At 63.2% G+C, this 17356-nt stretch carries 14 protein-coding genes; 1 reads left to right on the forward strand and 13 read right to left on the reverse strand.

All coding sequences use genetic code 11. The features are described 5' to 3' along the window. Positions 1-10 precede the first annotated feature (10 nt). The 12 genes from ddpX to LDZ28_RS07500 all read right to left on the reverse strand — a co-directional run bounded on the left by ddpX (position 11) and on the right by LDZ28_RS07500 (position 13855). The gene (ddpX, locus tag LDZ28_RS07445) at positions 11-574 is read right to left on the reverse strand and encodes a D-alanyl-D-alanine dipeptidase (RefSeq protein ID WP_244825311.1); all 564 of its coding nucleotides are present in this window, start codon (positions 572-574) and stop codon (positions 11-13) included. Between the two features lie 145 nt (positions 575-719). Beyond that, positions 720-1913, reverse strand: coding sequence for a cystathionine beta-lyase (locus LDZ28_RS07450; protein ID WP_244825312.1), 1194 nt, complete (start codon positions 1911-1913; stop codon positions 720-722). A 121-nt stretch (positions 1914-2034) separates the two neighbouring features. Continuing rightward, positions 2035-2670: a hypothetical protein gene (locus LDZ28_RS07455; RefSeq protein ID WP_370652020.1), complete on the reverse strand. Its 636-nt coding sequence runs from the start codon at positions 2668-2670 to the stop codon at positions 2035-2037. A gap of 29 nt (positions 2671-2699) precedes the next feature. Continuing rightward, on the reverse strand, positions 2700-3884 hold the full coding sequence (gene bktB / locus LDZ28_RS07460) for a beta-ketothiolase BktB (RefSeq protein ID WP_244825313.1): 1185 nt from the start codon (positions 3882-3884) through the stop codon (positions 2700-2702). 30 nt (positions 3885-3914) lie between these two features. Further along, entirely contained in the window at positions 3915-4829 is a 915-nt protein-coding gene (locus tag LDZ28_RS07465) for a sugar kinase (RefSeq protein ID WP_244825314.1), read from the reverse strand. Between the two features lie 15 nt (positions 4830-4844). After that, the gene (gene rimO / locus LDZ28_RS07470) at positions 4845-6233 is read right to left on the reverse strand and encodes a 30S ribosomal protein S12 methylthiotransferase RimO (protein WP_370652021.1); all 1389 of its coding nucleotides are present in this window, start codon (positions 6231-6233) and stop codon (positions 4845-4847) included. A 355-nt stretch (positions 6234-6588) separates the two neighbouring features. Continuing rightward, on the reverse strand, positions 6589-7164 hold the full coding sequence (gene phaR / locus LDZ28_RS07475) for a polyhydroxyalkanoate synthesis repressor PhaR (protein ID WP_244825315.1): 576 nt from the start codon (positions 7162-7164) through the stop codon (positions 6589-6591). Positions 7165-7334: 170 nt separating this feature from the next. Further along, positions 7335-8075, reverse strand: coding sequence for a 3-ketoacyl-ACP reductase (locus LDZ28_RS07480; RefSeq protein ID WP_244825316.1), 741 nt, complete (start codon positions 8073-8075; stop codon positions 7335-7337). An 82-nt stretch (positions 8076-8157) separates the two neighbouring features. Then, entirely contained in the window at positions 8158-9339 is a 1182-nt protein-coding gene (locus LDZ28_RS07485) for an acetyl-CoA C-acetyltransferase (protein WP_244825317.1), read from the reverse strand. A 55-nt stretch (positions 9340-9394) separates the two neighbouring features. Continuing rightward, positions 9395-11473 carry a class I poly(R)-hydroxyalkanoic acid synthase gene (phaC, locus tag LDZ28_RS07490; RefSeq protein ID WP_244825318.1) on the reverse strand — a complete coding sequence of 693 codons (2079 nt, stop codon included), beginning with the start codon at positions 11471-11473 and terminating at the stop codon, positions 9395-9397. Positions 11474-11792: 319 nt separating this feature from the next. Next, complete coding sequence (gene pgeF / locus LDZ28_RS07495) at positions 11793-12626, reverse strand: peptidoglycan editing factor PgeF (RefSeq protein WP_244825319.1); 834 nt, start codon at positions 12624-12626, stop codon at positions 11793-11795. Further along, on the reverse strand, positions 12623-13855 hold the full coding sequence (locus LDZ28_RS07500) for an RluA family pseudouridine synthase (RefSeq protein ID WP_244825320.1): 1233 nt from the start codon (positions 13853-13855) through the stop codon (positions 12623-12625). The genes pgeF and LDZ28_RS07500 overlap by 4 nt, the downstream gene beginning before the upstream one ends. Positions 13856-14147: 292 nt before the next feature. On the opposite strand from LDZ28_RS07500, the gene LDZ28_RS07505 reads away from it, so the two are divergent. After that, complete coding sequence (locus LDZ28_RS07505; RefSeq protein ID WP_244828049.1) at positions 14148-14951, forward strand: outer membrane protein assembly factor BamD; 804 nt, start codon at positions 14148-14150, stop codon at positions 14949-14951. A 96-nt stretch (positions 14952-15047) separates the two neighbouring features. On the opposite strand, the gene LDZ28_RS07510 is transcribed toward LDZ28_RS07505, so the two are convergent. Then, entirely contained in the window at positions 15048-17276 is a 2229-nt protein-coding gene (locus tag LDZ28_RS07510) for an ATP-dependent DNA helicase (protein ID WP_244825321.1), read from the reverse strand. Positions 17277-17356: the final 80 nt, after the last annotated feature.

Genomic DNA, 17356 nt, shown 5'->3' on the forward strand with positions numbered 1-17356 from the left:
GAGGTTGGGTTCACATCAGCCGCAACGGGCCGCTTTCTTCGTTGTCGATCAGAGCAAGTTCGCGCGAGCCCGGCAATTCGTAATGCCACCACTCGCTGGGAATATGCGCGAAGCCCGCGCCGTGCATCACGCCGAGCAGCAGCGTGCGGTTGTGCTGTACGTGCCTCGGCAAACCCGCGTGAAAGTGCGCGGACTCGGGGACCATTGCGTCGAAGCCCGTGCCCATGTCGAGCTCGCCGCCGTTTTCATCGACGAGCGTGAGGTCTACTGCCGTGCCGCGGCTGTGATTCGAGCCGCGCTTGAGATCGGCGATGAAGGTCGGGTCGGGCAGAAAGTCCCAGAGCACCTGCTGCGCTTGCGGCGGCCGATAGGCGTCGAAAATCTTGAGCGTCATGCCGAAGCTTTGCGCGATGGCGACCGCGCGGCGCAAGGCCGCCTCGGCGGGTTCGAGCAGCAGACAATGCTGCGCTTTGTAGATGGGTTTGCCGGTGAGATTGCGATCGGTCGCGTAGACGAGATCGATCTCCACCTGATGCGTCCGTGGCGTGATGTGCAGCAAGGAGAATCGAGTCATGTTTCTGGATGCGGGAGCTGCGGTCCGTTTCATTCCGATAGACGAACCTTAACCCGATAGAAAAATCCGCGAAACTGTTTGTTTGGGTGGTTTTGTTTCGGCCGACGGGTTGGGTCAGGCGAGCAAGCGCCACCGGGCGAGCATTTCACCCCAACGCCTTCTCCAACGCCCTTTCCACGTCCGCCCTCAAATCGCTCTCGCTCTCCAGCCCGATATAAAGCCGCACCAGCACGCCCTCATGCGGCCACTTCGACGCCGTGCGCATCGACCGGATGTCGTAGGGCATCGCGAGGCTGTGCGCCCCGCCCCAGCTCCAGCCGATGGAAAAAAGCTCGAGCGCCTCGACGAACGCATCGACTTGCGCCGCGCCATGGCGCGCGTCGAACACGAACGAAAACAAGCCGCCCGCGCCGCCCGAAAAGTCCCGCTTAAAGAACTCGTGGCCAGGACAATCGTCCAGCGCCGGATGCAGCACCGCCGCGACTTCCGGGCGCGTCTTCAGCCATTTTGCCAAAGCAAGCGCGGAACGGTCATGGGCCTCGTAGCGCAGTTGCATCGTCGGCAAGCTGCGCAACACGAGCGATGCGTCGTCGGACGACACACCCACGCCCAGCCGCATGCGCGCGCGCTTGAGCTTCTTATGCAGCTCGAAATCGCGAGCGATGGTCGCGCCCATCAGAATGTCGCTGCCGCCCGACTGATATTTCGTCAGCGCCTGCACCGAGATATCGACGCCATGTTCGAACGGCTTGAACGCGAGCCCCGCCGAATACGTGTTGTCGATCGCCGTCACGATGCCGCGCGCGCGCGCCACGGCAACCATGGCCGGCACGTCCTGAACTTCCATCGTCACCGAGCCGGGCGCTTCGAGCCAGATGAGCTTCGTGTTGTCACGGATGTCATCGGCAATGCCCGCGCCCTTCATCGGATCGTAGTAGGTCACCTCGACGCCGAAGTCGCTCGCGAGCCAATCTGCGTGATCGCGATTCGGTCCATACACGTTGTCCGGCACGAGCACGTGATCGCCCGACTTCACCAACGCGAAGTACACGTTCGAAATGGCCGCGAGCCCGGACGGTTGCAACAGTGCGTGCTCGCCGCCTTCGATCGTCGCAAGCCGCTGCGCAAGCGCGACCGTCGTAGGCGTGCCGTGCAGCCCGTAGCGCCATTTCGAATCGTCGCTCCAGACGAGTTCGCGCATGGTGGCGAGGTCCGGAAACACCACGGTCGAGGCGCGCGTAACCGGCACTGAAAAAGACTCGAAGCCCGGCGTGATGCGGTCATCTGGCTGGACGATGCGGGTTTGCAGGTCGCGTTCGGAGTTGCTTGAATCGGTCATGTCGAAGCAGAGTTGAGTGGTTGATGCGCGGGAGTGTCGCCAACGCTCGGCCGAGGAATATAAGTGGGAAGGTTCGCGATGGGCGTCGTGTCGAGCACTGACGCCCGCTTCGAAACGACCATCACTCACCGATGATCACGTTACTCGTCCCGCCCACCGCATTACGCGGCGGCGCAGGTTCGAGCGAAGGCGCGGGCGGCGCACTGCGCGTGAGCGGCGCACCCTGTACAGCGGGCAGCGTCGCTCCCGCCACCGCTGGACGAAGATCGAATGGCCTGGAATTGGAATCGTCCGGGTCCATGCGCTCGCCCGACACGCTGCCATCCGCCGCGAACTTTCCCACCCAGTTGCCAGTGATATGCGTGCCGTCGTTCGATTCCTCGATCTCCAGCGTATCGCCATCGCGATCGCCAGCAACGAGGATCACCGACGGGCTGCCCTCGAACCGATACTCGCCATGCACGCCCGAGGGATCGTCGGTCTTTGCGCCGAGCCTCATTTCGATTTGCCGGTCGCCGAGTGTGCCGACATAACGCGGAAAGCGCGCGTATTCCGGGTTCGGCGTGAGCGGCTTTTGCGGCGGCAAGGCAAGCGTTTCGATAGCCTGCTGCGCGCCATGCGACTCGCCCTTCGCGCTAGCAGGCGCATTCGCCGCGGCCGTCGACGCATCCGGCGGCATTGGCGAATTACAGCCGGCAAACGCGAATGCGGCGCCTGCGATCGTCGCCCAGTGCAAGCGCTTCATTGTTTCGATCATCCTTCGTTCCTTGACCCAAGCCCCGAGCGTCAGATGCGCTCGAAAATCGCCGCGATACCCTGACCGCCGCCGATGCACATCGTCACGAGCGCATACCGCCCGCCAATGCGCTGCAACTCGTACAGCGCCTTCACGGTGATGAGCGCGCCCGTCGCGCCGATCGGATGCCCAAGCGAAATGCCCGAACCGTTCGGATTGACCTTCGCCGGATCGAGCTTCAGTTCCTGCGTGACCGCGCAGGCTTGCGCGGCGAAGGCTTCGTTCGCTTCGATCACGTCGAGATCGGCGACGCTCAGTCCCGCGCGCTCCAGCGCCTTTTGCGTGGCGGGAACGGGGCCAATGCCCATGATTTTCGGATCGACGCCCGCATGCGCGTAAGCGACGAGGCGCGCGAGCGGCTTCACGCCGCGCTTCTCGGCGACGCCGCGCTCCATCAGCACGACAGCCGCGGCCGCGTCGTTGATGCCCGATGCATTGCCCGCCGTGACCGTGCCGTTTTCCTTCGCGAACACGGGACGCAGCTTCGAAAAATCTTCGGCCGTCGCGTTCATGCGCACGTGCTCGTCGCGATCGAAAACGGCGTCGCCCTTCTTCGATGCCAGCGTGATCGGCAGAATCTGTTCCTTGAAGTAACCGGCTTCGATAGCTCGCGCCGCGCGCCGGTGCGATTCGAGCGCGAGCGCGTCCTGCGCCTCGCGCGTGATGCCGTACTTGTTCGCGACGTTCTCGGCCGTCACGCCCATGTGGATCTTGTCGAACGGGTCGTTCAACGCGCCGAGCATCATGTCGACGACGCGTGCATCGCCCATGCGCTGGCCGAAGCGCGCGGCGGGCATGACGTAAGGCGCGCGGCTCATGCTTTCCGCGCCACCGCCGATGGCGATCTCGGCGTCGCCCAGCAAGATGGATTGCGACGCGGACACGATGGCCTGCAAGCCCGAGCCGCACAGACGGTTTACCGTGAGCGCGGGCGCGTGTTGCGTCACGCCGCCGTCGAGCGCGGCCACGCGAGCGAGATACATGTCACGCGGCTCGGTCTGGATCACGTTGCCGAACACGACATGGCCGACCTCGTCGCCCTGCACGTTTGCACGCGACAACACTTCGCGCACCACGCGCGCGCCGAGATCGGTCGGCGTGAAATCCTTGAGCGCGCCGCCGAAGTCGCCGATTGCCGTGCGTACACCGCTTACCACCACTACTTCTCGCGTCATGTTCTTGTCTCCTGAGTTTGCGTGGGTCTTTTACTCCGCGAGCGCGGACTCCACTGTCTTTCTGGTCGGAATGGGGGCTACCGCGCCGAAGCCTTGCGTCGATAACGCCGCCGCCACGTTGGCATAACGCGCCGCCATAAAAGGATCGTCACCCGCGACGATACGCGCGATGAACGCGCCGCCGAAGCAATCTCCGGCGCCGGTGGCATCGACCGCGTTCACGACGCGGCCCGGCACCACGCGCCGCTCATTGGGTGTCGCGATATACGCGCCTTCACGGCCGAGCTTGAGCGCGACGACTTTCGAGCCGAGCGCGAGCAGGAAGTCGACGATGGCGTCCTTGTCTTCATGGCCCGTGATGACGGTCACGTCGTCCCAGCTCGGCAGGCAGATGTCCGTCATGCGCAGCGCTTCGAGCATCACCGCGCGGGCGCGCGCAAGCGGCCACAGCTTCAGGCGCAGGTTCGTGTCGAAACTCACCTTTGCGCCGTGCGAGCGCGCGTGATCCATGGCGGTAAAAGCGGCATCGCACGCGGATACGCCGATTGCGAGACTGATTCCCGACAGATGCACGACCTTCGCCGCCGCAATCGCGTCGAGCGGCAGATGCGCGCTCGCATAACGGCTCGCCGCCGAACCCGCGCGCAAGTAATCGAAGCGATGCCCGCTCTCGCCGTGCGACACGAAATAAACGCCCGTGGGCGCGGTATCGTCGATACGCACCGTCGATGTATCGACATTCTCCGTGCGCCAGAGATCGAGCAGCAGTTGCCCGAACTGGTCGTTGCCGACGGCGGACACGAAGCCCGTCGACGCGCCTTGCCGCGACGCCGCGATCAGAAAGTTCGAGACATCGCCGCCGAAGCCTTGCAGATAGTTCGGCTGATTTCGCGTCGACTGGTTGAACTCGATCATCGCCTCGCCGAGCGCGAGCACCGAAGGCATGGAATGCGCCATGACTTATACCTCGCCCCAGAGATCGTGGCCGTCCGCGCCGGTGATCTTGACGGAGACGAAGTCGCCGGCCTTGTAGCGCTTCGACGCCTTCGTCGCGGGCGCGATATACACCACGCCGTCGATTTCCGGCGCATCCGCCGCCGTGCGGCCAACGCCGCCGTCCGTGCTCACTTCATCGACGAGCACGCGCAGCGTCTTGCCGACTTTCTTTTTCATGCGCGCGGCCGACAGTTCCTCGGCCAGTTCCATGAAGCGCGCGCGGCGTTCCTCGCGGACTTCGTCGGGCAGCGCGCCATCGAGTTCGTTGGCCGTTGCGCCTTCGACCGGCGAATACGCGAAGCAGCCGACGCGGTCGAGATCCGCCTCGCGGATAAAGTCGAGCAGCGTTTGAAACTGCTCCTCGGTTTCGCCCGGAAAGCCCGCGATAAAGGTGCTGCGGATGGTCAGATCGGGACAAATCTCGCGCCACGTCTTCACGCGTTCGAGCACTTTCTCGGCATTGGCCGGGCGCTTCATGCGCTTCAGGACTTCGGGATGCGCATGCTGGAACGGCACATCGAGATACGGCAGAACGTGGCCGCGCAGCGGGCCTTCGGCCATCATCGGGATGACTTCGTCGACGCTCGGATACGGATACACATAATGCAGACGCACCCACGCGCCGTATTGCGACGCGAGCTCACCGAGCGCGCCGACGAGTTCGGTCATGCGCGTCTTGATAGGCTTGCCGTCCCAGAAGCCGGTGCGGTATTTGACATCGACACCGTACGCGCTCGTGTCCTGCGAGATGACGAGCAGTTCCTTCACGCCGGACTTGAACAGATTTTCGGCTTCGAGCATGACTTCGGCGATGGGGCGCGAAACGAGATCGCCGCGCATCGAAGGAATGATGCAGAACGTGCAGCGATGATTGCAGCCTTCGGAAATCTTGAGATACGCGTAATGACGCGGCGTGAGCTTGATGCCCGCGGGCGGCACGAGATCGGTGAACGGATCGTGCGGCTTGGGCAGATACGAGTGCACGGCGTTCATCACTTCGTTGGTCGCGTGCGGACCGGTGACGGCGAGCACTTTCGGATGCACTTCTTCGATGAGCCCCGTGCCGCTCGCGCTCTTTTTCGCGCCCAGGCAGCCCGTCACGATGACCTTGCCGTTCTCGGCGAGCGCTTCGCCGATGGCGTCGAGGCTTTCCTGCACGGCTTCGTCGATGAAGCCGCAGGTGTTGACCACGACGAGGTCGGCGCCGTCATAGGTGCCGGAGATTTCGTAACCTTCGGCGCGCAATTGGGTCATGATCTGCTCGGAATCGACAAGGGCTTTCGGGCAGCCGAGACTGACCATGCCGATGCGCGGCGCGGGCGTGCTAGTGCTTGATTTCAAAGAAGTATTCACGGGGACATCCGGAGAAAGACGCGCGCGGGCGACAGCGCGTGCCTCGGTCGAGGCGAATCTCGTATTTTAACCGGTTGTGGGGTGGGGGATCACTGACGGCCGGCCGCATACATCTTCACAGACGATTTCTCCCACGCGCGTATTAACTGGACGGGCGAGATTCCTGCCTGCGTCGAGAAGGGCGATTTCCTCAAGCGCGCGTTGCGCTGTCCGGTCAATGACGCACGATGGCGCCAGCACGCAGTCAACCGCGGCGGCTTCATGGCATTCAGCGAAGTCTCGACGGATTTTCAAGCGCATCCGCCGCTCGGCGCGGCGGTGGCTGAGTCGGCCCGTGCGCTCGGGCCATGAGCGCCTATTTCTTCTCGGTCGTCGGCGGCACGACAGGCGTCGGAAACGGAAACGTGTTGAACATCGTTTTCGCCTGGGTCTGCATCTGCTCCTGCATCTGCACGAACATGTTCTTCGACTGCTCGATGTAGCTCGTCATCATGCCCTGCATCATCGGCGCCTGCATGTTCATGAATTGCGACCAGACTTCCGGATTGAGCGCGTTGCCGTCGTAGATGCCCTTGCTCTGTTCGGACAGCTTCTGCTGGATGTCGATGAACGCCTGGATATTCTTCTCCAGATACGTGCCCATCATGCCCTGCATGGCATGGCCGTAGAAGCGGATGATCTGCGAGAGCATCACCGATGAAAACATCGGCAAGCCGCCGCTCTCTTCCTCGAGAATGATCTGCAGGAGAATGCTGCGCGTGAGGTCGTCGCTCGACTTCGCGTCCAGCACTTTGAATTCTTCCTGATCGAGCACGAGCTGCTTCACATCCGACAACGTGATGTAGGTGCTCGTTTCCGTGTCGTAGAGCCGCCGGTTAGGATATTTTTTGATGAGTCGTTCGGCGGATTTCTTTGTAGTAGTGGTGGTCATTTAACGCCTTTAAACGCAGGACTTTACTGCGGTGCCAGCCGCCACGGCTTGCATTGTCGCAATAAAGCGTTGCCGCCAGTTCGCCGCGTCGTTGATCTATCCGGCAAGCAGCAGCGTCCCTCTTCACGCCTTCACGCCTTCGCGCCTTCCGTGAGGGACGCCGCCACCCGTCAGCCCATGTGCAAGCCGCCGTTCAGCGAGAAGTCCGCGCCGGTGGAGAATCCCGATTCATCGGAAGCGAGCCACGCGACGATGGAGCCGATTTCATCCGGCGTGCCGAGCCGGCGCACGGGAATGGTCGCCACGATCTTCTCCAGCACTTCGGGGCGAATAGACTTCACCATCTCCGTGCCGATATAACCCGGCGACACCGTGTTGACCGTCACGCCCTTGGTCGCCACTTCCTGCGCCAGCGCCATCGTGAATCCGTGAATACCGGCCTTCGCGGTGGAGTAGTTCGTCTGGCCGAACTGCCCTTTCTGACCGTTCACCGACGAAATATTGATGATGCGCCCGAAGCCGCGCTCGACCATGCCGTCGATCACCTGCTTCGTCACGTTGAAAAGACTCGTCAGGTTGGTGTCGATGACCGCGGTCCAGTCTTCATGCGTCATCTTCCGGAACACGACATCGCGCGTGATGCCCGCGTTGTTCACCAGCACGTCGACTTCGCCGACTTCCGCCTTGACCTTGTCGAACGCGTTCTTGGAAGACTCCCAGTCGCCCACATTGCCTTCCGACGCGATGAAATCGAAGCCGAGCGTCTTCTGGTCTTCCAGCCATTTCACCCGGCGCGGCGAGTTCGGGCCGCAGCCCGCGACGACCGTGAAGCCATCCTTATGGAGGCGCTGGCAAATGCTCGTGCCAATTCCGCCCATCCCGCCGGTTACATACGCTACGCGCTTTGTCATTCCTCACTCCATTTTCGTTATGCGGAACGGCGTTCGAACGACGCCTTCCGCTTGGCCCTTCCCATGCCTTCGGGTGTTGCGCTCAGTCACGCTCGAGCGCAAGCGCCACGCCCATGCCGCCGCCGATACACAGCGACGCCAGACCCTTCTTCGCGTCGCGCTTCTGCATTTCGTGCAAGAGCGTCACGAGAATGCGGCAGCCCGATGCACCGATCGGATGGCCAATGGCGATCGCGCCGCCGTTCACGTTGATCTTCGACTGATCCCAGCCCATTTGCTTATGCACGGCAAGCGCCTGCGCGGCGAAGGCTTCGTTGATCTCCATCAGGTCGAGGTCGTTCACCGACCAGCCCGCGCGCTCGAGACAACGCTTCGATGCAGGCACGGGACCCATGCCCATGACCTTGGGATCGACGCCCGCATTCGCATAAGCCTTGATGCGCGCAAGCGGCGTGAGACCGAGCGCCTCGGCCTTCTTCGCCGACATCACGACGACCGCGGCCGCGCCGTCGTTGATGCCCGATGCGTTCGCCGCCGTCACCGTGCCTTCCTTCGAAAAAGCGGGCTTGAGCGTGGAAAGCGCTTCGGCCGTCACGCCGTGGCGCACGAATTCGTCGGTGGCAAACCGCAGCGGCTCGCCCTTGCGCTGCGGAATGGACACCGGCACGATCTCGTCGTCGAAGCGCCCTTCCTTCTGCGCCTTCTCGGCCTTGTTCTGCGACAGCGCCGCGAACTTGTCCTGGTCTTCGCGCGAGATGCCGTATTCCTTCGCGACGTTCTCGGCGGTCGTACCCATGTGGTAGTTGTTATAGACGTCCCACAGGCCATCGACGATCATGGAGTCGATCAGCTTGGCGTCGCCCATGCGAAAGCCGTCGCGCGAGCCCGGCAGCACGTGCGGCGCCGCGCTCATGTTTTCCTGACCGCCGGCGATGACGATATCCGCATCGCCCGCGATGATCGCGTTGGCCGCGAGCATCACGGCCTTCAAACCCGAGCCGCAGACCTTGTTGATCGTCATGCCCGGAACCATGTCGGGCAACCCTGCCTTGATGAGCGACTGGCGCGCCGGATTCTGTCCCGAACCCGCGGTCAGCACCTGACCCAGAATGACTTCGCTCACCTGATCCGGCTTCAGCCCCGCACGCTCCAGCACCGCGCGAATCACCGTTGCCCCCAGTTCCGGCGCCGCGATCTTCGCGAGCGAACCACCGAACTTGCCGACCCCTGTACGCGCGGCCGATACGATCACTACGTCAGTCATTTCAGTTTCCTTTGGCATCAAATGAATTCGGTTATGCGTGCGACTTCGCGCCGTGTCAGAAGTCGCGTTCCAGCACGTAGCGTCCGGGCGCGGGCTCGATCACCGGATAAGTCTTCGAGCCTTGCGACGCGCCCGCCTTCACTTCCTCGCCCGCGTTTTGCGCGAGCCATGCGGACCACGTCGGCCACCAGCTTCCCGGATGTTCCGTGGCTGCCTCGAACCACGCGTCGGCGGTTTCGGGCAGGCGCTCCTCATGGCTGTCGAGCATCCAGAAACTGCGCTTGTTCTTCGACGGCGGATTGATCACGCCCGCGATGTGCCCCGACGCGCCGAGCACGAACTTTTGCGGGCCCGTGAGAATGGGCGCGGATGCATACGCGGACTTCCACGGCACGATATGGTCTTCGCGCGAACCGTAGATGAAAGTGGGTAACGAGAGCGTCGACAGATCGATCGCCTCGCCGCACACCGTCAGCGCGCCCGGTTCGCGCAGCTTGTTCTCCAGATACGTGTTGCGCAAATACCAGACGCACATCGGACCGGGCAAGTTGGTCGAGTCGCTGTTCCAGAACAGCAGGTCGAAGGCTTGCGGCGTGCGTCCCTTGAGATAGTTGTCGACGACGTAATTCCACACGAGATCGTTCGGCCGCAGATACGAGAACGTATTGGCGAATTCGATCCCGCGCATGAGCCCGGCGGGCGCGCCGTTCTTGCCGCCGATCGACTGCTCGCGCATCTGCACGTGTGCTTCGTCGACGAAGACGTCGAGCACGCCGGTGTCGGAAAAATCGAGCATCGAGGTGAGCAGGGTCATCGACGCGGCCGGCTCTTCGCCGCGCGCCTTCGCTACCGCGAGCGCCGTCGCCAGAATGGTTCCGCCGATGCAAAAGCCGAGCGTGTTGATCTGCTCCTCGCCCGTGATGTCCTTGATGACGCCGATGGTTTCGAGCACGCCCTGTTCGACGTAATCGTCCCATTCCTTCGCGGCGAGCGATTGATCCGCATTGCGCCACGACAGGATAAAGACTTGCTGCCCTTGTTCGAGCGCATAACGCACGAGCGAGCTTTCAGGCTGAAGATCGAGGATATAAAACTTGTTGATGCAAGGTGGCACGATCAGCAAAGGCCGCGCATAAACCTTCGGCGTGAGCGGCTTGTACTGGATCAGTTGCACGAGTTCGTTCTCGTACACGACCGAGCCTTCCGTCGAACCGATGTTTTTGCCAACCGCGAAGCGCGACTCGTCCGACTGCGAGATCTTGCCGCGCTGCAAGTCGTTGAGCAGATTGAGCATGCCCTGGCGCAAGCTCTCGCCCTTGCTTTCGATGAGCGTCTTCTGCGCTTCGGGATTGAGCGCGAGATAGTTGCTCGGCGAAGCCGCAGCCGCCCATTGCTGCACCGTGAAGCGGATGCGTTCGCGCGTCTTGGGATCGCTCTGCACGGCGTCCGCGAGTTCTTGCAGATAACGCGCGTTCAGCAAATACCACGCGGCCGTGAAGGCATATGCCGGCGTGTTCTGCCACGTGGTGTCGGTGAAGCGGCGGTCCTTGAGCGATGCAGGGTCGATGCTCTGCTCGCCCGCCTGCTTGAGCAAAGCGGCGGCATCGCGCGAATAATTGCTTTGCAGTTGTTGCAGACGCTCGGGCGCGATGGCTGCCGTCGGAATCTTCGGCAACGTAGGCAAGCCCTGCATCGACGCGCCGAAGCCCGGCATGCTGCTCGCGAGCTTGGCGAATTCGGCCAGGCCGTTCATCTTCGCGAAGTCGGGCATTTGCGGCATGACGGTTGGAACCGCGCCGAATGCATTCGGAAATGCACCGGGCAAACCCGCACCGGACAAACCCGGAAACGCGCCCAAGCCGGGAAACGAACCAAACGAACCGAACGCTCCGAGCGGCGGCGCGCTCGCGCTATTCGCAGCGGCTCTGTCATTCGTCTGCGCGTTGGTTTGCGCGTTGGTCTGGGGATTGAATTTCGCCCATTGCGCGGGATCGGCGACCGAGCGCCACGCGTTGAGCCATTGATCGAACGCTTGCTGTACGCCTGTCGGATCAGCGGGAACTTCAGCCGTCGAACTGCTGGCAGTACGGGAGCGGGCGGAGGACGCAGAGGAGGAACTAGATTTGGAAGCCATACCCGCTTTTGACCTGTAAGTCTCGCAAGACTGATTGCTGATGCAGGCATCGCCGGGCTTGTCTCAACCAGCGCGCAAGTGTCGATGCGCACTATGCGCGCCACAAGAGTCACCTAGCTACGCCGTGCCCGATTGAATGAATTCCGGGAACATTCTTGCTCTTAGGACTCAGGCATGTCAATGCTTCACCTGATTTTGCCGCAGTGCGATATTTTTTTAATTATCGTTTTCCCCATGCGAGATATCGCATTCGCATGGGCTTACGCAAGTTCCTGCGACTTAAAGCTGGCAGTTGTCGCTGAATGCAGATGACGAGCAGTTAATCGCCAAGCCAGATCATGGCGGCCATGCGCCCTGTCACGCGATCGCGACGATACGAATAGAAGCGCTCTCGCTCGCTCACCGTGCAGTGCGTACCGCCATGAACGCGCTTCGCTTCCACGCCGATATCGGCTAAACGCAAGCGCGCAAGCGTATGGATATCGGCGAAGTATTTGCCTTGTGCGCCGGTCGGCTTGAACGCTGCCGCGGTGAGGTCGCGTTGGTCCGCATTCGCGATCGACACGAAGGCATCGAGCACGTCCTCGCCCACTTCGAATGCAGCGGGACCAATGGCCGGACCGAGGTAAGCATTGAGGCGCGATGTCGGCACGCCCGCGAGTTGCGCCACCCGCGCGCCCGTCTTCTCGACGATACCGCCCGCAAGACCTCGCCAGCCCGCATGGGCGGCGCCAACCGCGCGGCCTTCATCGTCGCAGAAGAGGACCGGCAAACAGTCCGCCGTCATCACCACGCAGACGACGCCCGGCCGGTCGGTCACGCTCGCATCGGCGCGCGTCGGACCGGCTGCGCGGCGCTCGATGACCGCGTGCGCATCTTCAACCGTCGTGCCGTGAATCTGTTCGAGCCACGCGGCTTGTCCGATGCCCGTCAACGCCAGCGCGCGACGGCGATTTTCAGCGACGGCATCCGGCGCATCGCCGCTCGACAAACCAAGATTGAGACCGCCCGCGCCCGGCGTGCCGCCATCGAAAGGCGCCGCGCTCACGCCGCCCGCGCGAGTCGTCACGAACGCACGCACGCGCGGCGAGACGCGCCATTGCGGCCACACGCAATCATCCGCGCTCAATGTGACGTCAGTGCGATGGGTCATGCTTCGTCGTCCTCGGCATCGGCATCGTGTTCGCCTTCTTCGTCGTCGTATTCGTCGTCCCAGTCTTCGCCGTCGTCCATTTCATAGACTTGCGGGAAGTCGTCGTCTTCGTCGAGTTCGACTTCGTCGTCGCGCCCGAAGCCGAGTTCCGTGGCGAGCCTGGCGAGATCCTCGGGCACGTCCGCGCGCCAGTGCACTTGCTTGCCCGTTGCCGGATGAACCAGACCGAGCCGCCACGCGTGCAGCGCCTGACGCGCGAAGCCGTCGGGCAGCGGCGTCACCGAACGCCGGCCGCGTATGTGACCGTAGACCGGATCGCCCAGAAGCGGATGGCCGCTCGCCGCGCAGTGCACGCGAATCTGGTGCGTGCGGCCGGTTTCGAGATCGCAATGGATCGCGCTCACGGGCTGCCCGTTCCACTGCGTCCGGTCGATGGTGCGAAAGTGCGTGCGCGCCGGTTTCCCCGATGCGCCTTGAACCACGGCCATGCGCGTCCTGTCGCGCGAATCGCGGCCGATGGGCGCGTCGATGGTGCCGTCGTCCGGCATCCTGCCCCACACGAACGCGACATAGCGGCGCTTCACCGTGCGCGCCTGCAACTGCCGCACGAGGTCGGTCTGGGCTTCGAGCGTGCGCGCGACGACCATCAGCCCCGAGGTCTCCTTGTCCAGCCGATGTACGATGCCCGCGCGCGGCAGCCCCGCCGCCGCATCGCCATAACGATGTAGGAGACCGTTGAGCAAGGTGCCGCTCCAGTTCCCCGCGGCGGGATGCACGACCATGCCGGCGGGCTTGTTGATGACGACGAGCGTTTCGTCTTCGTACACGATGTGAAGCGGCACCGGCTCGGGCGTGAACGCGAGTTGCTCGGGCAACAGGTCGGGCACGAGCGCGATGGTCGCGCCAAGCGGCACGGGCTGGCGCACCTTGGCGCTGGCGCCATCGACGAGCACGCGCCCTTCCTCGATCCAGCCTTGCAGACGGCTGCGCGAAAACTCGGGGAAGATCTTGGCCAGCACCTTGTCGAGCCGCTCGCCTGCGAGTTCGTCCGGCACGCGCGCCTCGCGCGGCGCTTCCTCGTTGCGATGCCGCGCTTCCTTGCCGCGATGCGGCGTGCCGGCATCGGGCGCATGCGCGTCCGAATCGGTAGAAGCTGCGTCGTCGGGCTTGGCGCTTCGGCTATAATCTTTGAGTTGGTCTTTGGTACGGCGTGTACTTGAGCGGGTCATTTGAACGGGATATCGGGTTGTACCCGGTGAGTCAGTCTTCATCTCGGGCTGCAGTTCGGGACATTGCGCAAGACGTTCTTTACAGCGCGCGACACTGCCGGGCAAACTTCAATGCAGGCAATGCAAGGAAGCCGCGCCAGACCGTTGCGGACCGGGAAACCGGGCGGAATTCGAGGGATTTCCAAACGGAAAATCCCGAGCGAAAACCGCACCGGACACACAGCTAGACATAGCGAGATTCAGCCAGGAACAGCAAGCACTAATGCGAGCCTTCAACACCATTCATCAATCGATGCAGCAATCGATCAAGTATCTGGCGCTGGGCGCGAGCGTCGCCATTGTCACGGCCTGCCACGGCTTGCCGGAGAAGACCGACGAAACGGCTACGTGGAACAACAACAAATTATATACGGAGGCCCAGGACGCGCTTTCAGGCCGCGACTGGGGCAAGTGCTCCAAGTATTTCGAAGCGCTCGAAGGCCGCGATCCGTTCGGTCACTTCGCGCAGCAGGCGCAGATCAACGTGGCTTACTGCAACTGGAAAGACGGCGAGACCGCATCGGCGGATCAGGCGATCGACCGGTTCATCAAGCTGCACCCGGATCATCCGGACATCTCGTATGCCTACTACCTGAAAGGCATGATTCACTTCAACGACGACCTCGGACTCTTCGGCCGCTTCTCCGGCCAGGACATGAGCGAGCGCGACCCGAAGTCGCTGCGCGAGTCGTATGACGCGTTCAAGGTCGTGGTCGATAAATATCCGCAAAGCAAGTATGCGCCCGACGCCGCGCAACGCATGCGCTATATCGTGAACGCGCTCGCTTCGCACGAAGTCCACGCGGCGGATTACTACTATCGTCGCGGCGCGTATGTCGCGTCCATCAACCGGGCGCAGCTCGCCATTCGCGAATACAAGAACGCGCCGGCCACCGAAGAAGCGCTGCATCTCATGATGCTCTCATACGAGAAGCTCGATCAGCCGCAACTCGCCGACGACACCAAGCGCGTGCTTGCCGCCACGTTCCCCGACAGCCCGTATGTCACGGGCAAGCGTCGCGCGAGCGCGGAAAAGGCGTGGTATCAGATCTGGTAAGCAGAACGCGAGATCGTTCGGCTGGTCAGGCAAAAATGGGCGCTTCGGCGCCCATTTTGTTTGTCGATCAACCGCTCTCGCACCCTGCTGCAAGTCTTATTCGGCAAGCTCCGCCGACGCGTCCGCCGCTTCGCTGAAAAACGCCCGCGCGACTTCCAGTTCACGCGTGCGCTTGAACGGCGGCAGGCTTTGCCAGATGCGTCGGCCGTATGGTTTATCGACGAGCCGCGTGTCACAGATCATGAGCACGCCGCGATCCGTCTCCGCGCGAATCAGCCGCCCCGCGCCCTGCTTGAGCGTGATGACGGCCTGCGGCAACTGATGCACGGCGAACGGGCTCAAGCCTTTCTTCGTGAGCGCGTCGAGGCGCGCGGCAAGCACGGGATCGTCGGGCGGCGCGAACGGTAGTTTGTCGATGACCACGAGCGAAAGCGCATCGCCACGCACGTCGACACCTTCCCAGAAGCTCTGGCTGCCGACGAGAATCGCATTGCCATACGCGCGGAAGCGGTCGAGCAACTCGGTACGGCTCGCGTCGCCCTGCACGAGCAACGGATTGTCCCAGCCGCGCCGCTCGATCACGTCGCGCAGACGCTGGGAGATGCGATCGACCGCGCGCAGCGTCGTGCACAGCATGAACACGCCGCCACCCGATGCCTCGATTACCGGCAACGCGGCGTCGAAGACGGCGTCGGTGAACTGCGGCGAGGACGGCTGCGGCAGATTGCGCGGCACGTACAAAAGGCCCTGCGACGGGTAATCGAAGGGACTCGGCAAGGTCATCGAACGGCGCGCGTTCAAACCCATTTGCGCCGCGTAATGCGTGAAATCGCCACGCACCGAAAGCGTCGCGGAGGTGAAGATCCAGGCACGCGGCACGCCCGCGCGCTGCTTCGCGAAGATCGGCGCGACCGACAGCGGCGTCTCGTGCAGTTGCACCGTGTGCGAGAACACTTCGATCCAGCGCACCATCTCGTTGGGCTCGTCGCGCGCGGCTTCGGCGGCGGTATCCGCGTCTTCGACCACTGCACGTTCGAGCGCGGTCGGCGGCTTGGTCCAGCCCGACAAAAGCCCTTGCAATTCGCGCGCGCGCCGCACCAGCGCCTGCAGCGACTCCGCGCGCTCGCCGTGTGCGCCGAGCGCGGCCGTGAGTGCATCGAGATGGGTTTGTAGCGTGTCGAGCGCTTCGAAAAGCGGATGTCCATCGGCGAGCTGGCCGAGCGAGAGGCGAATGGAATCTTCCCGGAATGCGAGCCGCAGGTCGCGCGCCGCGCGTTCGAGCGCCGCGCCGAGCTTGGTCCAGTCGGCGGCGTCGCGAGCGTGGGACAAACCTTCGGCCACCGCATCGCGGGCGAGTTCGAGCAGTTGCGTGGTCGAAAGCGTCTCGCCGAAAAAGAGCGTCGCCGTCTCGGGCAACTGATGCGCCTCGTCGAAGATGATGGTGTTCGCCATCGGCAAGAGTTCGGCCATGCCGGTGTCGCGCAGCATTACATCGGCGAAGAACAGGTGATGGTTCACCACCACGATGTCCGCCTGTTGCGCTTCGCGGCGCGCCTGCATCACGAAGCAATCCTTGTAATGCGGGCAATCTTGTCCGAGGCAATTGTCGCGCGTGGACGTGACCATCGGCCAGACGGGCGAGTTCTCGGGGACACTCGCAAGTTCGGCCTTGTCGCCCGTGCGCGTGATCTTGGCGAAGCGCACGATCTCCTGAAGATGCGACGTGTCCTGACGCGTCGGCAGCCGCCCGTTGTCGGCGGTGCGTTCGAGATAGTAGTGGCAAAGATAGTTGGCGCGGCCCTTCAGCATCGCGACGGTGACCGGCACGGCGAGCGCGTCGCGCACGGTCGGGATATCGCGCTGAAAGAGCTGATCCTGCAAGTGTTTGGTCCCGGTCGAAACGATGACCTTGCCGCCCCACAACATGGCCGGAACGAGATAAGCGTAGGTCTTGCCCGTGCCCGTTCCCGCCTCGACGATCAGCGTGTTCTCGCCGCCGTCGACGGCGCTCGTCGCAGTGGCGATACCCACGTCGTCGGCGGATGCCTCGTCTATCGCATGCGGCTTGTCCGATGGCCCGAGCTTGCGCGCCGGGCGGCGCTGCAATTCGAACATCGCGGGTTCGGGCATGGCGCGGCCGGACGCTTCCATCGCGGCGGCGACGGAGCGCGCCATGTCGATCTGCGACGCGCGCGGCCGATAGCCGTCGATCGCGCGCGCGAGAAGGCCTTCGGCGGAGAAGATGGCGTCGAGTTCCGTGCGGCGCTTGTCCGTGAGTTCGAGCGCAGCGCTTGCGCTGTCGCGGGGTTGTGCGGGTAAGTTCAAGGCGGGGCTAGATCCTGCGGTTGCGGTCACGGCGCATGGCGGCGCTTTGCTGCCTCAAGCGCCTCGACCCGCGTCGATGC

Source organism: Caballeronia sp. TF1N1 (genome assembly GCF_022878925.1).
Lineage (GTDB): Bacteria > Pseudomonadota > Gammaproteobacteria > Burkholderiales > Burkholderiaceae > Caballeronia.